Below are 14,398 nucleotides of genomic sequence, written 5' to 3' on the forward strand. Positions count from 1 at the left end.
GCGTGCCGACCGCCACAGAACTTCCGGCCGCGAGCGGGTCAAGGAGGACCTGACCCGACCTACATCCGCCCGAGACTGCCCCGGTGGGGCCGCACGACGCGGCCCGGCCACCAGTCGAAGGGCACGATCATGACCGTCACAGCAGTCACCCACCTCAACTTCCGCGGCGACGCCCGCGCGGCTCTCGGCTTCTACCGGGAGGTGTTCGGGGGAGAGTTGAGCCTGTTCACCTACCGGGACATGGACGCCGTGGAGGACCCCGCCGAGGCCGAGCAGTTGGTGTGGGGCCAGGTCGACGCGGAGAACGGCTTTCGCGTGATGGCCTACGACGTGCCCTCGTCGCGGCTCTGGAGCCGTGGCGAGGACCCGTTCTTCGTCTCCCTGCGCGGCGACTCCGCCGACGAGATCACCGCCTTGTGGAAGCGGCTCGCCGACGGCGCGACCGTCGCCGTTCCGCTCGCTCCGTCCCCGTGGGCGCCGCTCTACGGGATGCTCACCGACCGTTTCGGCGTCACCTGGGTCGTCGACATCGCCGCCGCCCGGCCGTGACGCGATGGGCGGGCGCGAGGGACACCCCGCGCCCGCCGGCGGTCATTTGCGTGCGCTCGTACCGCGCGCGGGGCGGGCGGCGAGGGTGGCGCGCAGCTCGTCGGCGGTCGGCGCGAAGACCGTCCGCCCGGCTCCGGGCAGCCCGCGGACGGTTCCGTAGAACCCGGCCTCGCCCCACGCGCCGGGCAGCCCGCCCTTGTGCCACACCGGATGCACGTCGGGGAACTCGCGTTCGATCGCCTCGCAGGACTCCAGCGCGCCGGCCGGCCAGTTCTCCCGGACGGCGAAGATGCGCCGGTTCTTCCAGGCGAGCGCGAAAGTCCGCTCAGGGTCATCGGTCATAGGGCGTGAGCCTAGCGGGTCGCCGAGCCGGGTGTCCGCCAGCGATCCGGCCACGCGCGCGAGCTTTTTCCGGTCCGATTCCCCTTGCGGACAGAAGCTGACCGCAAGGCTACTTAGGCTGTGGATGTAGATGAGGCGGGGCGCGGTGTCCCACCCGGAGAAAGGCGGAAGACATGGTCACTCACGTTCGCGCGGAGGCCAAGGGCGACGAGCGCGGGGCCCTGCTGGCGTTCCTCGCCGAGGGACGCGGCGGGCTGCGCCGGGCACTGCTCGGGCTGAGCGACGAGGAGGCCGCCCGCAAGCCGAGCGCGAGCGAGCTGTCGCTGTCGGGACTGCTCAAGCACGTCGCCGAGGTCGAGCAGGGCTGGATCGCCCGCGCGAAGCGGGAGGAGCCGGCCATCGAGCGCACCGAGGCCAACTGGGACGAGTGTTTCCGCCTGGTCGGCGAGGAGACCGTCGCCTCGCAGCTGGCCTACTGGGAGCGCGTCGCGGCCGAGACCGAGGCCTTCATCCGGGCCGCCGACAGCCTCGACACGACCTTCCCGCTGCCCGACCAGCCCTGGTTCCCCAAGGAAGAGGTCTCGCTGCGGTGGGTGCTCCTGCGCCTGATCAGCGAGGTCGACCGGCACGCCGGGCACGCCGACATCATCCGCGAGTCCCTCGACGGGAAGACGGCCTTCGAGCTCGTCGCCCAGGAGAGCGGCCAGAGCTGGGGCTAGCCTTCGGCGCCGAGCCCACCGCGGCGGAAAACGATTGCCGCGGTGGGCCGCCGTGGCTATGTTGCGGCCATGAGTGACGAGGTGCCGTACCGACCGCTTCCGCTCGACCAGGCCGACGTCCGCTACGCCCACGGCCCCGATTCCCTACCCCAAGACGGTGTTCGCGCCGGTGAGACCATCGAGCTGGAATGGCGCGACAGCACGATCTATCCGGGGACGCATCGCAAGTTCTGGATCCATGTCCCGGCCGCCTGCGATCCGGCGGAACCGGCATCGCTGGCGGTGTTCCAAGACGGGTGGTGGTACCTCGACCCCGAAGGCGAGATCCGGGGCGGCGTCGTCCTCGACAACCTGATCGGCCACGGGGACATCCCGGCCACGATCGGGCTCTTCGTCGACCCGGGCGTCTTCCCCGACCGCGCCGAACCGAAGAACCGCAACGAGGAGTACGACGCCTTCGACGAGCGCTACGTGAACTTCCTGCTCACCGAGATCATCCCGCAGGTCACCGAGCGGTACTCGATCAGCGACGATCCCGCGCGCCGCCTGATCTGCGGCGGCAGCAGCGGCGGCGACTGCGCCTTCACCGCCGCCTGGCTGCGCCCCGACGTGTTCGGCCGCGTCATCGGCTTCCTGTCGAGCTTCGCGCAGATGCCGGGCGGGAACCCCTACCCCGCACTGATCCCGGAGGTCCCGCGCAAGGACCTGCGCGTGTTCCTGCAGGCCGGGCACCGCGACCTGTACTGGAACGAACCGAAGTGGAACTGGCTGGCCGAGAACCTCCGCGTCGCCGCGGCCCTCGCCGAGGCCGGGTACGACTTCCGTCTGGTGCTCGGCGACGGAGGCCACAGCCCGAACCACGGCGGCGTCCTGCTGCCCGACGCCATCAGGTGGATCTGGCGTCCGGCGGAAGGGGAGTGAGGGTCAGCGGTTGTTGAGCAGCGGCGCGAACTCTTCGAGGGTGATGCGCCGGTCGTGGTCGCTGTCGGTGAGCTTGAAGATCAGGTCGACCTGCTCGGCGGTGAGGATGCCCTCGTAGTACTTCTTCATCTCGGTGCCGGTGATGAACCCGTCGCCGTCGGCGTCGATGTCGTTGAAGGCGCGGACCGCGTCGTCGAGCTCGCTCATGGTCACTCCCGTTGTGGCGTCGGTGATCTCGTGGCTCAGGTTACCGACACTACGCACACGCGTGGTGGGTCGCTGCGGCGGTCGTGAAGTGTTCTCCCGGTGTGCGGCCTTTCTGCCACGATGGGGGTCCTCGACGCCCCAGGAAAAGGAGTCCCCGTGCGTAACGAGAAGATGGCCGGGCTCGACGGTCTGGTCGGGAACTACGCGGTGACGCTGTCGGACGCCTGGTTCCTGGAGCCCGCCGGGACCGAGGTCAAGGGCACGGCGGCCTTCGCGTGGCTGGGCGAAGGGCTGCTGGCCATGCGCTTGGATCTCGATGGTGAGATGACCGTGGTGTTCGGGCGCAGTGACGCGCGCGACGAGTACTCCGCCCTCTATCACGACGAGCGCGGTGTCTGCCGTGTCTTCGCGGCGACCTTCGACGGCACGACGCTGGAGATGCGGCGGGAGGATCCCGACTTCTTCCAGACCCTGACCCTTGTGGTCGCCGGACCGGACCGGATCGACGGTCGGACCGACATGTCGGAGGACCGCGGCGCCACCTGGCGCAAGGACTTCGACCTGACCTTCGATCGCGTGTAGCACGGTACCGCCGGCCCCAAGGACTTCGACCGGCTTCGATGCATGGTGATCGACATGTGAAACCCTTGTCGCGTTCGCGGGCCTCGCCCGCAGCCACGACGAAAGGGAATCAGGTGCCGTCTTCGCGGATGAGCTCAACGCCGTTGCCGGGGATCGGGGTGCGCTACGACCTCGACAGCCGGGAGAACCGTCACGTCTCGGTGGTCGCCCACCGCGACGGATCGCGGACGGTGAGCGTGCATCGCACCGACGACCCCGACGACTGCGCCCAGTCGGTCCACCTCAGCCCGACCGAGGCCGAACTGCTCCGCGACGCCCTCATGCCCGCACACCACAGTCCCAGCGTCCTGCACACCACCGACCTCGGCCTCGTAGCCGAACGCATCGAACTGCCCGGCGTCTCACACTGGAACGGCCGCCTCATGGGCGAGGCCTGCATCCGCACCGAGACCGGCGTGTCCATCGTCGCCGTCCTCCGGCGCGCCGAGGCGCTGCCCTCCCCGGGCCCGGGGTTCCGGCTCGCCGGCGGCGACATCCTCATCGTGATCGGCACCCGCGAGGGCGTCGAGGCGGCCGCGTCGATCCTGCTGCGGGACTGACGCGCATGCACGGAGCGCTGTTCCTCATCGAATTCGGCGCGATCATCCTGGCCCTCGGGGTCCTGGGACGCATCGCCGGCCGCTTCAGCTTCTCGCCCATCCCGCTCTACCTCCTCGCCGGTCTCGCCTTCGGCGAGGGCGGACTGCTCCCGCTGGGCGCCAGCGAGGAGTTCGTCGCCATCGGCGCCGAGATCGGCGTCATCCTCCTGCTGCTCATGCTGGGCCTGGAGTACTCGGCTAGCGACCTCGTCACCAACCTCAAAACCCAGTACCCGGCCGGCCTCATCGACTTCGCGCTCAACGCCGTCCCCGGCGCCATCGCCGCGCTGCTCATGGGCTGGGGACCGGTCGCGGCCGTCGTCCTCGCGGGCGTGACCTGGGTGTCCTCCTCCGGCGTCATCGCCAAGGTCCTCGGCGACCTCGGGCGTGTCGGCAACCGCGAGACTCCGACGATCCTGAGCATCCTCGTCCTCGAAGACCTCGCCATGGCCGTCTACCTGCCGATCGTCACCGCGCTCGTCGCGGGTGTCGGCTGGGCCGCCGGCAGCCTGACCCTCGCGATCGCCCTGGCCGTGGCCAGCGCCGTACTGTTCGTCGCCCTGCGCTTCGGGCGGGTCATCTCCCGCTTCGTGTCCAGTTCCGACGCCGAGAAGCTGCTGCTGGTCGTGCTCGGCCTGACACTCCTGGTCGCCGGAATCGCCCAGGCCCTCCAGGTCTCGGCGGCGGTCGGCGCGTTCCTCGTCGGCATCGCACTGTCGGGCGAGGTCGCCGAAGGCGCGCACGCGCTGCTCAGCCCACTGCGGGACCTGTTCGCGGCGGTGTTCTTCGTGTTCTTCGGCCTGCACACCGACCCGGCCAGCATCCCCGCGGTACTGCTACCCGCCTCGATCCTGGCGGTCGTCACGGCCGCGACGAAGATCGCCACCGGCTACTGGGCCGCCAAGCGCGCCGGGATACCCGGCAAGGGACGCTGGCGCGTCGGCGGAACGCTGGTCGCGCGCGGCGAGTTCTCGATCGTCATCGCCGGCCTCGCCGTGACCGCCGGGGTCGCGCCCGAACTCGGGCCGCTCGCCACCGCCTACGTCCTCATCCTCGTGATCGCCGGACCGCTGACCGCCCGCTACGTCCAGCCCCTCGCCGAACGGATCGGACGGCTGCGGCGCAGGAAGCCCACCGAAACGCCACCCGAGGCCATCACCGCGACCGCCGGAAGCGACGGAGGAGTGCACTCGCCCTGAGCCCCCGGCCTGCGGTGACGCAGCGATGACAGCGATATGAGACCCGGTGCCGATAGCTTTCCCGCCACAGACACCACCTTGGAGGGGACATGCGCGCAAAGATCCGGATCACCGCCGCCACGCTCTTGATGGGAGCCGCCGCGCTCGCCGTCACCGGACTGTCGGCACCGGCCCAGGCCCACGACGCGTCCGAAACGGGGGGACAGGTGCAGGCCGCACCCGGCTGGCACCACATCTCCGACCACACGACCCTGGCCGCGTGCCGCAAGAAGGGCGAGGAGTACCTGGCGAAGGACTGGGCGCTTCGCTACGAGTGCCGGTCCCTCGGCGGCGGCAGGTACGCCCTGTGGGTGTACACCAACCCCTAGCCGAACACGGGGCCGCCTTTCACCGACGGGGGAGGCGGCCCCGCACCACGCCGACCGGGGGAGTGCGCCCGGTCAGACCCGCGCGCTCGCCGCATCGTTGACATGCCAGACCGCCCCGGCGCCTTCCAGGACCGCCGGATCGAGCGGGTAGTACCCCTGCCGCGGCTTCATGTCGGACCGCACCACACCCGGCGCGACCGTCGCCGCGTCCACGAAACCCCAGTCGGGAACACGCTCGCCGAGCAGGCCCTCATAGGTCTCCGGTGCCGGAGCGTCAAGGTCGATGGCCGCGCAGCGTCCGAGACTGCCGGGGATGTAGACGTACTTCTCACCCAGCAGCGCGCCCGCGATCGACCCGGCACCGACCCATCGCAGATCCAGTTCACCGGCCACGAGCCTGCTCGGGCTGAGCTGGAGATGGCTGTTGTGCGCGAAGACGAGCGTCGGCCCACGGCGGGCCTCGACGCGGCGGATGTCGAGCAGGTTCTGCGCCTGCAGCGCGTCGCGGACGGCCATCAGCCGCGACACCCGCAGGTTCGGTTCGAGCGGCCGCGACGCCTGCTTGTGGTAGCGCAGCAGCCAGAGACCCGCGGTGAGCCGGGTCCTCGCCCGATCCCAGGCCTCCGGCGAGCCGCCCGGCCCGCGCTCGTCGAGAGCGGTGAGCAGCTCCTCGCCGACGACCCGCAGCCGCTCGGCCTCCTCGGTGGCCCCGGGCGACATCGCCGCGTCGAGGATCGCCTCGGTGCGGCTCCAGCGTTCGTCGGGACCGGCCGGACCGGCGATGTCGACGTCGAGGCCCAGATGATCGCGGGCGGCTTCGAGATAGCCGCGCGGGCTCGGCGCGCTGTAGTTCTCCGTCGGCGCGTCGAAACCGTGGAAGGCCAGTCGTTCCGCCGCCGGACGGCCCTCGTTGTACTCCCGGATCCACACCACCAGGCGCCGGTTCTCCTCCCGCTCGCCCCACTCATGGGAGAAGCCCTCGCGCATGACCACGTCGAGCTCGCCGACACCGTGGCGGACGTGGTCGTCGACGGCCAGGGCGGCCACGCGGTCGATCTCCAGCGCGATCGAGCGGAAGCCGCGCTCGGCCAGCCGCGGCAGCAGGCCGTTGCGTATCCGGGCGAAGACCGGGTCTTGATGGGTCGGCTCGCCGAGGGCGAGGAGCTCGCAGGAACGGCCGACGTGGTCGAGAATCTCTCTTGTCATGTGTATGAAGCGTATCGTTGAAAGCTCGATTGATGCTTGGCAGGCATTCAGCAGCTAGAACTCCGGTAAAGTCTCAAAGCGATGAAAAACCTGCGGCCCGCCGTCCTCGCGCGCGAACACGGCATCTCGACCCAGGCGGTCCGCAACTACGAGCGCGACGGCTTCATCCCGCCCGCCGACCGCACACAAAGCGGCTACCGGATCTACACCGAGACCCACGCCGCCGCCCTCCGCGCGTTCCTCTCACTGATCACCGCCCACGGCCACGCCATCGGCGGCCGGATCATGGTCGCCGTCCATGACGGACGACTCGACGACGCCCTCGCCGCCATCGACCAGGGCCACGCCCAGCTGCGACGCGACCGGAGCACCCTCCACGCCGTCACCCAGGCCATCGGCGACCTGACCACCTACACCGCACCCTCGCACACCCCCACGCCACGCACCATCGGCGAACTCGCCCACCGCCTCGACCTCACCCCGGCGACCCTGCGCAACTGGGAGACCGCCGGGATCCTCGCGCCGGTACGGGACCCGGCCACCGGCTACCGCGTCTTCGGTGACGGCGACGTCCGCGACGCCGAGCTCGCCCACCTCCTCCGGCGCGGCGGCTACCCCCTCGACCACATCGCCACCGTCGTCGAGCAGGTCCGGACCGCGGGTGGCACCGACTCGCTGTCGGGCGCCCTCGACGACTGGAGGCGCAGGCTGACCGCGCGCGGCCTGGCCATGCTCGACGCCGCCGGACACCTCGGCCGCTACCTTCGCCTCGGCGAAACCCTTGCGCCGTAAGCGAAGTGCACTAACGTGTGCCCCGTCGTCGACGCCGGGAGGCAGCCCATGTGGAGATTCCTGACACGAGCCGTACTCACCCTGGTGTGCGCGGCATCGGCGGTGCTCGCCGCACCGGCGGCCGTCCAGGCGGCGTCGGTGACCCTCCATATGAGCCCGACAGGCAGTGACTCCGCCGACGGTGGTGCGGGCGCGCCCGTCCGATCCCTCACCCGCGTCAAGTCGCTGCTGGCCGGTAGCACCGCCACGACGGCGACGGTCGTCGTCGGGGCCGGCACCTACTACGAGACGGCGATGGTCAGCTGGAGCGGCGTTCCGCAGGACCTGCTGCTCTTTCGGCGGGAAGGGACGCAGCGGCCCGTCTTCGACGGCTCCCGCGTCACGGGCACGACCCGGTACTGGATGAACACCGCGGGAGGGCCGCGTCTGGACGTGCGCGAACTGACCGTGCGCAACTACCGCACCGGCGCGCTGCGGCTCGACACGAGCGGCAACACCGTGCGCAACATGATCTTCGAGCGGATCGGCAACAAGTACGTGCCCGACGGCTCCGGCTTCGCCGCGGTGCACCTGCTCGGATCCGACGACAACGCGATCGTCAACAACATCATGCGCGACCTGGAGAACACCGACTGCCCCGGCTGCGTCCACGGCGTCTACGCGGCCACCGGAAGCAGCCGCAACCTCCTGCGGGGCAACACGTTCAGTCGCGTCACGGGCGACCCCGTCCGGCTGCGCAACGGCACCGACGACAACCTCGTCGAAGACAACACCTTCACCGACTCCGGCCTGCCCGGAACCGACCGCGCCCTGATCACCTTCTGGCGATTCACCGCCGCCGAAACCTGCGGCACGGGCAACCGGGCCGTCGGCAACACCTATGACGGGCGTTTCCACACCGGGGCGAGCGGCCAGCGCATCATCGGCTCCGGCGCCGAGGACGGCCTGGCCAAGTGCTCCTCGGCACTCACCGGCAGCGGCAACGTGCTGTCGTGAACGGCCGGGCTACCCAAGCGTGCCGTCGACTTTCACCGGCTCGTTCTCACCGGCCGTCTTGCTCAGCCGGTCGCCGACCTCCAGGGTCCGCCACAGCCGGCCTTTGACGCGCACGTCCTTGAGCTGCCCGTCGGCCAGCTCGACCGAGACGTGGTGGTACATGTTCTGCCCGTCGGGTGAGGACCGCTCCTTCCCCGCGACCACGCCCGCCCAGGCCTCGTCCTTGTGCTTTCCGCGTCCGAACATCGCCCCTCCTCGTGATCATGCTGCCTCGCGAAGTGCGGGCGGGGCGGCGTGATCGTCGAAAACGCCGCGGCGGTCCTCACCGCCGGGCACGCGAAACGCGCGCGGGCGCTGCGGGCCCGGCGAGGTTGCTGACGGTCGTGCAAAAGCCAAAGGCGCGCGGGGACACGCCTCAGCCCAGGTTCGGCGCCTTCTCCGGCAGCGGCCGGGCGCCTTCGGGGCGCAGCCCGTCGAGGATGATCCCGAGGTACCTGCGCCACAGGTCGGGCGAGGCGTCCCGGACGTAACCCGCGACGTAGTTCGGGGCGCACATGAGCAGGAAGACGTCGGCGCCGGTGATGTCGTCGCGGACGGCGCCCTGCTCGCGGGCCCGGGCGACGAGGCGGTCGAGCGTGTCGAGCATGCGCGTGCGGACGCGCGTCACCTCCGTCATCGACTCGCTCGCCTCGGCGAGGAACGACAGGTCCCGCTCCTGACGCTGGCGCGCGGCGGCCGTGAGGAACTCCGCGAGTGCGGCACCGGCGTCGTCGCCGTCGATGAGGCGCTCGCCGAGGGCGTTGAGTTCGTCGATGCGGTCGGTGAGGATCGCCGCGATCAGGTCGTCCTTGGTGGCGAAGTGGCGGAAGACCGTGCCCTTGCCGACGCCCGCGCGGCGGGCGATGTCGGCGACGGAGGCGTCGAGGCCGTGTTCGGCGAACTCGTCGGCGGCCGCGGCCAGGAGCGAGCGCCGGTTGCGGGCGGCGTCGGCGCGGAGGGGGCGGGTCATGGGAGCCAGCGTAGCAAGTTGACCGTGCGGTCCGCTTAGTGCTAGCGTCCCGACGAACATGACCGCTCGGTCCGTTTCTGGAGGACGCAACATGAAGGCAGTCGTCGCACACGACTACGGCCCGCCCGAGACCTACACCCTCGCCGACATCCCGATCCCGGTCCCGGGGCCAGGACAGATCCTCGTACGCATCGCCGCCGCCTCGATCAACCCCGCCGACGTGCGCCTGCCCAGCGGCGACTTCCGCGAGAGCTTCCCGCTGCCGTTCCCACACGTGCCCGGCAACGACTTCGCCGGGACCGTCACCGCGCTCGGGCCCGGCGTGAGCGCCTGGCGCGTCGGCGACGAGATCTTCGGACAGGCCGTGCCGCGCGCGATCCGCGCCATGGCCGGGAGTTCGCGGCCGTCCCTGAGCACCGGATCGCTGGCCGAGTACGCGGTGTTCGAAGCCGACACGCCGTTCCTGGCGCACCGGCCCCAAGGCCTGAGCGTCGAAGACGCCGCGGCCCTGCCCACCGTCGGCCTGACCGCACGCGCCCTGATGGCCACGACACCGGTGGCAGCCGGTGAGACGGTGCTCGTCGTCGGGGCGACCGGAGGCGTCGGCACCGCGGTGGTCCCGCTGCTCGCCTCCGCCGGAGCCAAGGTGATCGCCACCGCGACCCCCGAGGACGCCGCGACGATGCTCGGCCTCGGCGCCGCCGAGACCATCGCCTACGGCGACTACCCCGGCGACGTCGACGTCGCCATGAACCTGACCCTCCCCGGCGACGAACTACGCGACCTGGCCGCCGCACTCCGCGCCGGCGGCCGCCTCACGACGATCACCTTCCCGGTGACCCAGCCCGACCAACTCGGCCGCGACGACGTCGAACTCACCTTCGTCCTCGACATGGAAGGGACCCTCGGCGGCATGGCGGAAGTCGCCGACGCCGCCGCCCGCGGCGACCTCAAGGCGACGATCGGCCGCCGCTACGGACTCGACGACGGCCCGCGGGCCGTCGTCGACTTCGCCCGGCGGCACTCGACGGGGAAGCTGGTGGTTCGGATGTGAGGGAACAAGTCGGTCCGCCGGGCCGCGCCCAGAATCCCCTGTCCAAGCGTCGAAGCAGACAGAATGGATTCCGACGCGATGAGGGGGGCCGATGATTCCAGCGAAGCGGGTATGCCGAACATCCTCGCGGATTCCGGGTCGCGAGCGTCCGACGCTCGGATCCGGTTTTCTCGTTGACGACCGGCACGTGGTGACCGCCGGACATTGCGTCGGCGCTGAAGGCGCGCAGGTCATGCTGTCCTTTCCGGGCTTAAAGGCCGCACCCGAGATCGCCGGCGTAGCCGTGTGGCGTGGTGCCTCGCCTGTGGACGGAGCCGTCATCCGGCTCGAAGAAGCGCTCCCAAGCATGTCCGATGTGGCCTGGGGACGCCTGGTGGGAAGCGAACCCGCCGTTCCGGCCGAGGCGGTGGGGTTTCCCGCCCTCAGCCGAGACCATCGTTCGCGCCACAGCCACCACCTCGACGCGCGTGTCCGCACGCTTTCCTGGCTCGGGCACGGCCATCTCGCGTTGATGCCGATCACCCCGCCTCCCGCGCCGCACGAGGGTTCAGGCTGGCGCGGCTACTCGGGAGCGGCGGTCTTCTGCGAAGGGATCTTCACAGGCGTCATCACCCAGGTCTCGTCCCGCTGGGAGGACCGGGAACTACTGGCGCTACCGGTGTCGGACCTGCTCGCCGACCGAGGGTTCGTCGACATCATCGGCGGTAGGCCGCGAATGCGGGACGTCGAGCTCGAACGCCTCCAAGTGCCCGACGTCACCGCGGTCTCCCCGGCGATGCTGCTCCGCGCTGATGTGGAGGCGACCGCGTTCCAGGCCGGCAGAGAACGCACCTTGGCGTCTCTTCGGGCCTGGGCGGAGACCGGTCCGCAACGCGCGGCGCAGCTGATCACCGCTCCCGGCGGCGCGGGGAAGTCGCGCCTGGCCCGCGAGCTCGGGCACCGGATGCGCACGGCGGGATGGGCGGTACTTCACCTGCGCGATGACCCGCGCCGGCCGGATGATCTCGATCGCCTGAGATCGGTCCGCATTCCGTTGCTGGTGGTCGTCGACTACGCCGAAACCCGTCGAAGGCAACTCGATCTATTGGCGGAATGCCTGCCCTCGGATGAACCCGTCCGGGTGCTGATGCTGGCGCGCGGTGATGATGGCTGGCGGGACGCCATGCGACCTGGCACGGGCCTCTTCAAAGCCGCGGAGGTCATGCGACTGGATCCGCTTTATGGAGGAGGCCCCCACACGTACGATGTCGCGGAAGTGATGGCCACGGAATACGCCAAGGAGCTGAAAGGGCTCGACCCCACATTCGATCTCCAGGGCCGGGATCCGCGCCGCCTGGTGTCCTCGCCACACGGATCACCCGACTTTCGGGACGCCCTCGGGTTGCACATGCACGTTCTGGGAACACTGCTCGACCACGCCGCCGGAGCCGATCCGGGCGCCGGACTCGCGGCCGAGGGACGGATCCTCGACCACGAGGGCAGGTACTGGAGCGATACCGCGAGGGAACACGGACTCAACCTCACCATTGACACCATGCGTTCGGCCGTCGCGGCGGCGTCGCTCGTTCCCGCCGACGGAATCGACGCCGCGCGATCCGTCCTCGCCACCGTGCCCGGGCTGCGCGACCTTCGGGAAGATGAACGCCTCAAGGCGGCGAACTGGCTGCGGGACCTGTACCCCGGCGGAACCCACTGGTGGGGTTCCCTGCAACCCGACCGGCTCGCCGAATGGCTGTTCGGGGAACGAAACAGGAGCCGGCCCGACGTTCTCCCACTGGTGTTCCGCTCGGCCTCGACACAGGGCGGCCCCATCGAGCGTTACGAGCTGATGCGGAAGTTTCGCGCGATCGACCGGCGGTGCGCAGACCTGGCCGACGAGGCGCTGGACCTGCTCCGCCGCGAACTCCGCGACGAACCCCACCCCGACCAGGAACGGCTGGAGCTCCGAGGAAGCCTGCTGGCCGAGCAGGCGAGGCGTCACGCGAAACGCGGTGAGCTCGACCGCGCCGTCGAAGTAAAGGCCGAACTCGTCGACGTCGCCCGGCTGACCAGCGCACTCGACCCAAGATTCCGCCCGCGGCTGCTCGAAGAGTTGCGTGCCCTGGCCATCTGGGCACGACCGGACGAGGCGGAGACCGCCAAGCTCTTCACCACGCCCATGAGCCCGTCGCAGACGGCCGTGGTGTTCAGGGAACTCCACACGATCAAGCCGATGCACAACAGGCCGACTCTGGATCCACCGACCGAACATCGGCGCACCCTCGCGGTCCAGGCCGTACGCGAATGGATCAGTCGGACCGCCGCGCTCGACGGTGAGTCCGATCGCGGGCGGGTGCGCATCGAGATGGGGATGGCATGGCTGAACGTCTTGGAGGACGCGGTGCACATCCCACGGCTCCACGATGCGCGGCCGAAGATCTCAGAACATGTAGCGTCCGGCGGCGCGCGAGTGATCGCCACGGGCCGAGCCCTCGACGTCTATACGGGACCGATGTTGCGCGATTCGGTGAAGGCGGCGCTGAGCAAGACCGACGGCAGGCTGATCATCGACATGACCTTGACGCGCTTCATCGATTCCACCGGGCTCGGGGTGCTGATCGGCAGCCAGAGACGTGCTCGTGAAGCCCATGTCGCGCTGATCGTCGTCTGCTCCTACGAGCGCATCCTGTTCCTGATGCGCATCACCGGAACCAACCAGGTCCTCGATATTGTTCCGGACATCGACGCCGCCCATCGCCGATTGTCGTGATCGGCACGCCCGCCGACCCGCTCTCTTGGAGGCGGGCCGGCGGGGTGGCGACAACCGTTCCCCCCGGCCTCAATCCATGAAGTTCGGCACGATCCGCGCCCGGTAGATCCGCGCGCCCTTCCGCGTCCGGTTCCCGCCGGCCGAGAAGCGCACCGTCGGGCTCGCCCACCAGTGCGGGTCCTTCGGGTTCTCCGCCCGCTTCTGCGTCCACATGAGCTGGCCGGAGGAGTGCCGCACGAAGGAGTTGACGCCGTTGAGCTCGCCGATCGCGCCGGGGAACTTCACATAGGTCCGCGACGCCTTGTCGAAGTGCATGACGGTGCCGCTGTTGGTGAGGGTGAGTTTGCCCTTGTCGGCCTGGTCCTGGTGGAGGTCGTGGCCGTTGGTCTTGACCGTCACGTCGTTCTTCCACTTGACCAGCCGCGTGCCCCGGCCGCTTCCGGTGACCCGGTACGACGACAGTTTCGTGCCCCCGTAGGCCCACAGGACCTTGTAGTCGGGGTCCCACCACACGGTGTGGGCGTCGACGTGCTTGTAGGAGTGGACGTAGGCGAGCGTCTTCGGGCCCTGGCCCGCCTTGGGGGCGTAGAGCGTGAGCTTGTCCGAGCGTGAGGCGGCGACGACGACCGCGCCGGTGCCGGGCAGGTACTCGATACCGTGGTTGTGCGGTCCGGCGTTGACCGACCAGATCACGTCGCCGAGCCCGGCGGCGGGCTTGTCCTTCTTGACGTTGATCATCGCGGCCTTGCCCTTGCGGGACGCGACGAGGGCGACCCAGCCGTAGGTCGGGATCTGCCGGAAGCGGACCTCCATCATCTCGGCCCAGCCGGCGCTCTTGCCCGGGCTGAAGCTCCAGTGCACGCGCCCGGTGTCGAAGTTCGCCGTCCGGTCGAGTACGCGGATCTTGTTGGCGGCGACGTCGGTGATCGCCACGCGGAAGTTCACCGCGGCGGCCCCCGTCTCCTCGGCCCCTGCGCCGGCCGGGACCAGCAGACCTCCCAGCGGAGCGGCCGCTCCGGCCGCGATCACCCCGCGCAGCAGTGCCCTTCGGTGCATCCTGCCACCTC

The 14,398-nt window shown here is 70.1% G+C and carries 17 protein-coding genes; 11 read left to right on the plus strand and 6 right to left on the minus strand.

The genetic code is table 11. The features are described 5' to 3' along the window. The first annotated feature begins 129 nt into the window (after window positions 1-129). Window positions 130-549 (plus strand): VOC family protein, encoded by a 420-nt coding sequence (locus HNR73_RS22455; protein WP_184789560.1) that lies wholly within the window; start codon window positions 130-132, stop codon window positions 547-549. Window positions 550-591: 42 nt separating this feature from the next. Here the strand turns inward: HNR73_RS22455 and HNR73_RS22460 are convergent, their stop codons facing one another. Then, window positions 592-891 (minus strand): hypothetical protein, encoded by a 300-nt coding sequence (locus HNR73_RS22460; protein WP_184789561.1) that lies wholly within the window; start codon window positions 889-891, stop codon window positions 592-594. A 173-nt stretch (window positions 892-1,064) separates the two neighbouring features. On the opposite strand from HNR73_RS22460, the gene HNR73_RS22465 reads away from it, so the two are divergent. Together HNR73_RS22465 and HNR73_RS22470 are read left to right on the plus strand one after the other, a co-directional pair. After that, window positions 1,065-1,610: a DinB family protein gene (locus tag HNR73_RS22465; RefSeq protein WP_184789562.1), complete on the plus strand. Its 546-nt coding sequence runs from the start codon at window positions 1,065-1,067 to the stop codon at window positions 1,608-1,610. A 69-nt stretch (window positions 1,611-1,679) separates the two neighbouring features. Next, a complete protein-coding gene (locus tag HNR73_RS22470; RefSeq protein WP_184789563.1) occupies window positions 1,680-2,531 on the plus strand; it encodes an alpha/beta hydrolase in 852 nt (283 codons plus the stop codon). 3 nt (window positions 2,532-2,534) lie between these two features. Here the strand turns inward: HNR73_RS22470 and HNR73_RS22475 are convergent, their stop codons facing one another. Continuing rightward, complete coding sequence (locus HNR73_RS22475) at window positions 2,535-2,738, minus strand: EF-hand domain-containing protein (protein WP_184789564.1); 204 nt, start codon at window positions 2,736-2,738, stop codon at window positions 2,535-2,537. Between the two features lie 156 nt (window positions 2,739-2,894). On the opposite strand from HNR73_RS22475, the gene HNR73_RS22480 reads away from it, so the two are divergent. The 4 genes from HNR73_RS22480 to HNR73_RS22495 all read left to right on the plus strand — a co-directional run bounded on the left by HNR73_RS22480 (window position 2,895) and on the right by HNR73_RS22495 (window position 5,525). Further along, the gene (locus HNR73_RS22480; protein WP_184789565.1) at window positions 2,895-3,320 is read left to right on the plus strand and encodes a hypothetical protein; all 426 of its coding nucleotides are present in this window, start codon (window positions 2,895-2,897) and stop codon (window positions 3,318-3,320) included. Between the two features lie 128 nt (window positions 3,321-3,448). Beyond that, a complete protein-coding gene (locus HNR73_RS22485; protein ID WP_184789566.1) occupies window positions 3,449-3,919 on the plus strand; it encodes a cation:proton antiporter regulatory subunit in 471 nt (156 codons plus the stop codon). 5 nt (window positions 3,920-3,924) lie between these two features. Further along, window positions 3,925-5,157: a cation:proton antiporter gene (locus HNR73_RS22490; protein ID WP_184789567.1), complete on the plus strand. Its 1,233-nt coding sequence runs from the start codon at window positions 3,925-3,927 to the stop codon at window positions 5,155-5,157. Between the two features lie 89 nt (window positions 5,158-5,246). Beyond that, the gene (locus HNR73_RS22495) at window positions 5,247-5,525 is read left to right on the plus strand and encodes a hypothetical protein (protein WP_184789568.1); all 279 of its coding nucleotides are present in this window, start codon (window positions 5,247-5,249) and stop codon (window positions 5,523-5,525) included. 72 nt (window positions 5,526-5,597) lie between these two features. Here the strand turns inward: HNR73_RS22495 and HNR73_RS22500 are convergent, their stop codons facing one another. Next, window positions 5,598-6,731, minus strand: a complete 1,134-nt coding sequence (locus HNR73_RS22500) for an erythromycin esterase family protein (RefSeq protein WP_184789569.1) — start codon at window positions 6,729-6,731, stop codon at window positions 5,598-5,600. A gap of 81 nt (window positions 6,732-6,812) precedes the next feature. On the opposite strand from HNR73_RS22500, the gene HNR73_RS22505 reads away from it, so the two are divergent. Then, the gene (locus HNR73_RS22505; RefSeq protein ID WP_184789570.1) at window positions 6,813-7,523 is read left to right on the plus strand and encodes a TioE family transcriptional regulator; all 711 of its coding nucleotides are present in this window, start codon (window positions 6,813-6,815) and stop codon (window positions 7,521-7,523) included. 48 nt (window positions 7,524-7,571) lie between these two features. Further along, window positions 7,572-8,519, plus strand: a complete 948-nt coding sequence (locus HNR73_RS22510; protein WP_184789571.1) for a right-handed parallel beta-helix repeat-containing protein — start codon at window positions 7,572-7,574, stop codon at window positions 8,517-8,519. A 9-nt stretch (window positions 8,520-8,528) separates the two neighbouring features. On the opposite strand, the gene HNR73_RS22515 is transcribed toward HNR73_RS22510, so the two are convergent. Both HNR73_RS22515 and HNR73_RS22520 read right to left on the minus strand, forming a co-directional pair. Further along, on the minus strand, window positions 8,529-8,765 hold the full coding sequence (locus HNR73_RS22515) for a DUF7489 domain-containing protein (RefSeq protein ID WP_184789572.1): 237 nt from the start codon (window positions 8,763-8,765) through the stop codon (window positions 8,529-8,531). Between the two features lie 169 nt (window positions 8,766-8,934). Next, window positions 8,935-9,528 (minus strand): TetR/AcrR family transcriptional regulator, encoded by a 594-nt coding sequence (locus HNR73_RS22520; RefSeq protein ID WP_184789573.1) that lies wholly within the window; start codon window positions 9,526-9,528, stop codon window positions 8,935-8,937. A 91-nt stretch (window positions 9,529-9,619) separates the two neighbouring features. On the opposite strand from HNR73_RS22520, the gene HNR73_RS22525 reads away from it, so the two are divergent. Then, window positions 9,620-10,582 (plus strand): NADP-dependent oxidoreductase, encoded by a 963-nt coding sequence (locus HNR73_RS22525; RefSeq protein ID WP_184789574.1) that lies wholly within the window; start codon window positions 9,620-9,622, stop codon window positions 10,580-10,582. Window positions 10,583-11,327: 745 nt separating this feature from the next. Further along, window positions 11,328-13,331 (plus strand): STAS domain-containing protein, encoded by a 2,004-nt coding sequence (locus tag HNR73_RS40815; RefSeq protein ID WP_184789575.1) that lies wholly within the window; start codon window positions 11,328-11,330, stop codon window positions 13,329-13,331. A 69-nt stretch (window positions 13,332-13,400) separates the two neighbouring features. Here HNR73_RS40815 and HNR73_RS22535 read toward each other — a convergent pair whose 3' ends face one another. Further along, on the minus strand, window positions 13,401-14,387 hold the full coding sequence (locus tag HNR73_RS22535) for a DUF6528 family protein (RefSeq protein WP_184789576.1): 987 nt from the start codon (window positions 14,385-14,387) through the stop codon (window positions 13,401-13,403). Window positions 14,388-14,398 lie beyond the last annotated feature (11 nt).

The sequence above is a fragment of the Phytomonospora endophytica genome (assembly GCF_014202425.1).
GTDB classification, from domain to species: Bacteria; Actinomycetota; Actinomycetes; order Mycobacteriales; family Micromonosporaceae; genus Phytomonospora; species Phytomonospora endophytica.

Excerpts from the sequence above, each read along its gene's own strand:
- HNR73_RS22455 (WP_184789560.1), top strand. The coding sequence starts at position 130 with ATGACCGTCACAGCAGTCACCCACCTCAACTTCCGCGGCGACGCCCGC.
- HNR73_RS22460 (WP_184789561.1), bottom strand. The coding sequence starts at position 891 with ATGACCGATGACCCTGAGCGGACTTTCGCGCTCGCCTGGAAGAACCGG.
- HNR73_RS22465 (WP_184789562.1), top strand. The coding sequence starts at position 1,065 with ATGGTCACTCACGTTCGCGCGGAGGCCAAGGGCGACGAGCGCGGGGCC.
- HNR73_RS22470 (WP_184789563.1), top strand. The coding sequence starts at position 1,680 with ATGAGTGACGAGGTGCCGTACCGACCGCTTCCGCTCGACCAGGCCGAC.
- HNR73_RS22475 (WP_184789564.1), bottom strand. The coding sequence starts at position 2,738 with ATGAGCGAGCTCGACGACGCGGTCCGCGCCTTCAACGACATCGACGCC.
- HNR73_RS22485 (WP_184789566.1), top strand. The coding sequence starts at position 3,449 with ATGAGCTCAACGCCGTTGCCGGGGATCGGGGTGCGCTACGACCTCGAC.
- HNR73_RS22490 (WP_184789567.1), top strand. The coding sequence starts at position 3,925 with ATGCACGGAGCGCTGTTCCTCATCGAATTCGGCGCGATCATCCTGGCC.
- HNR73_RS22495 (WP_184789568.1), top strand. The coding sequence starts at position 5,247 with ATGCGCGCAAAGATCCGGATCACCGCCGCCACGCTCTTGATGGGAGCC.
- HNR73_RS22500 (WP_184789569.1), bottom strand. The coding sequence starts at position 6,731 with ATGACAAGAGAGATTCTCGACCACGTCGGCCGTTCCTGCGAGCTCCTC.
- HNR73_RS22505 (WP_184789570.1), top strand. The coding sequence starts at position 6,813 with ATGAAAAACCTGCGGCCCGCCGTCCTCGCGCGCGAACACGGCATCTCG.
- HNR73_RS22510 (WP_184789571.1), top strand. The coding sequence starts at position 7,572 with ATGTGGAGATTCCTGACACGAGCCGTACTCACCCTGGTGTGCGCGGCA.
- HNR73_RS22515 (WP_184789572.1), bottom strand. The coding sequence starts at position 8,765 with ATGTTCGGACGCGGAAAGCACAAGGACGAGGCCTGGGCGGGCGTGGTC.
- HNR73_RS22520 (WP_184789573.1), bottom strand. The coding sequence starts at position 9,528 with ATGACCCGCCCCCTCCGCGCCGACGCCGCCCGCAACCGGCGCTCGCTC.
- HNR73_RS22525 (WP_184789574.1), top strand. The coding sequence starts at position 9,620 with ATGAAGGCAGTCGTCGCACACGACTACGGCCCGCCCGAGACCTACACC.
- HNR73_RS22535 (WP_184789576.1), bottom strand. The coding sequence starts at position 14,387 with ATGCACCGAAGGGCACTGCTGCGCGGGGTGATCGCGGCCGGAGCGGCC.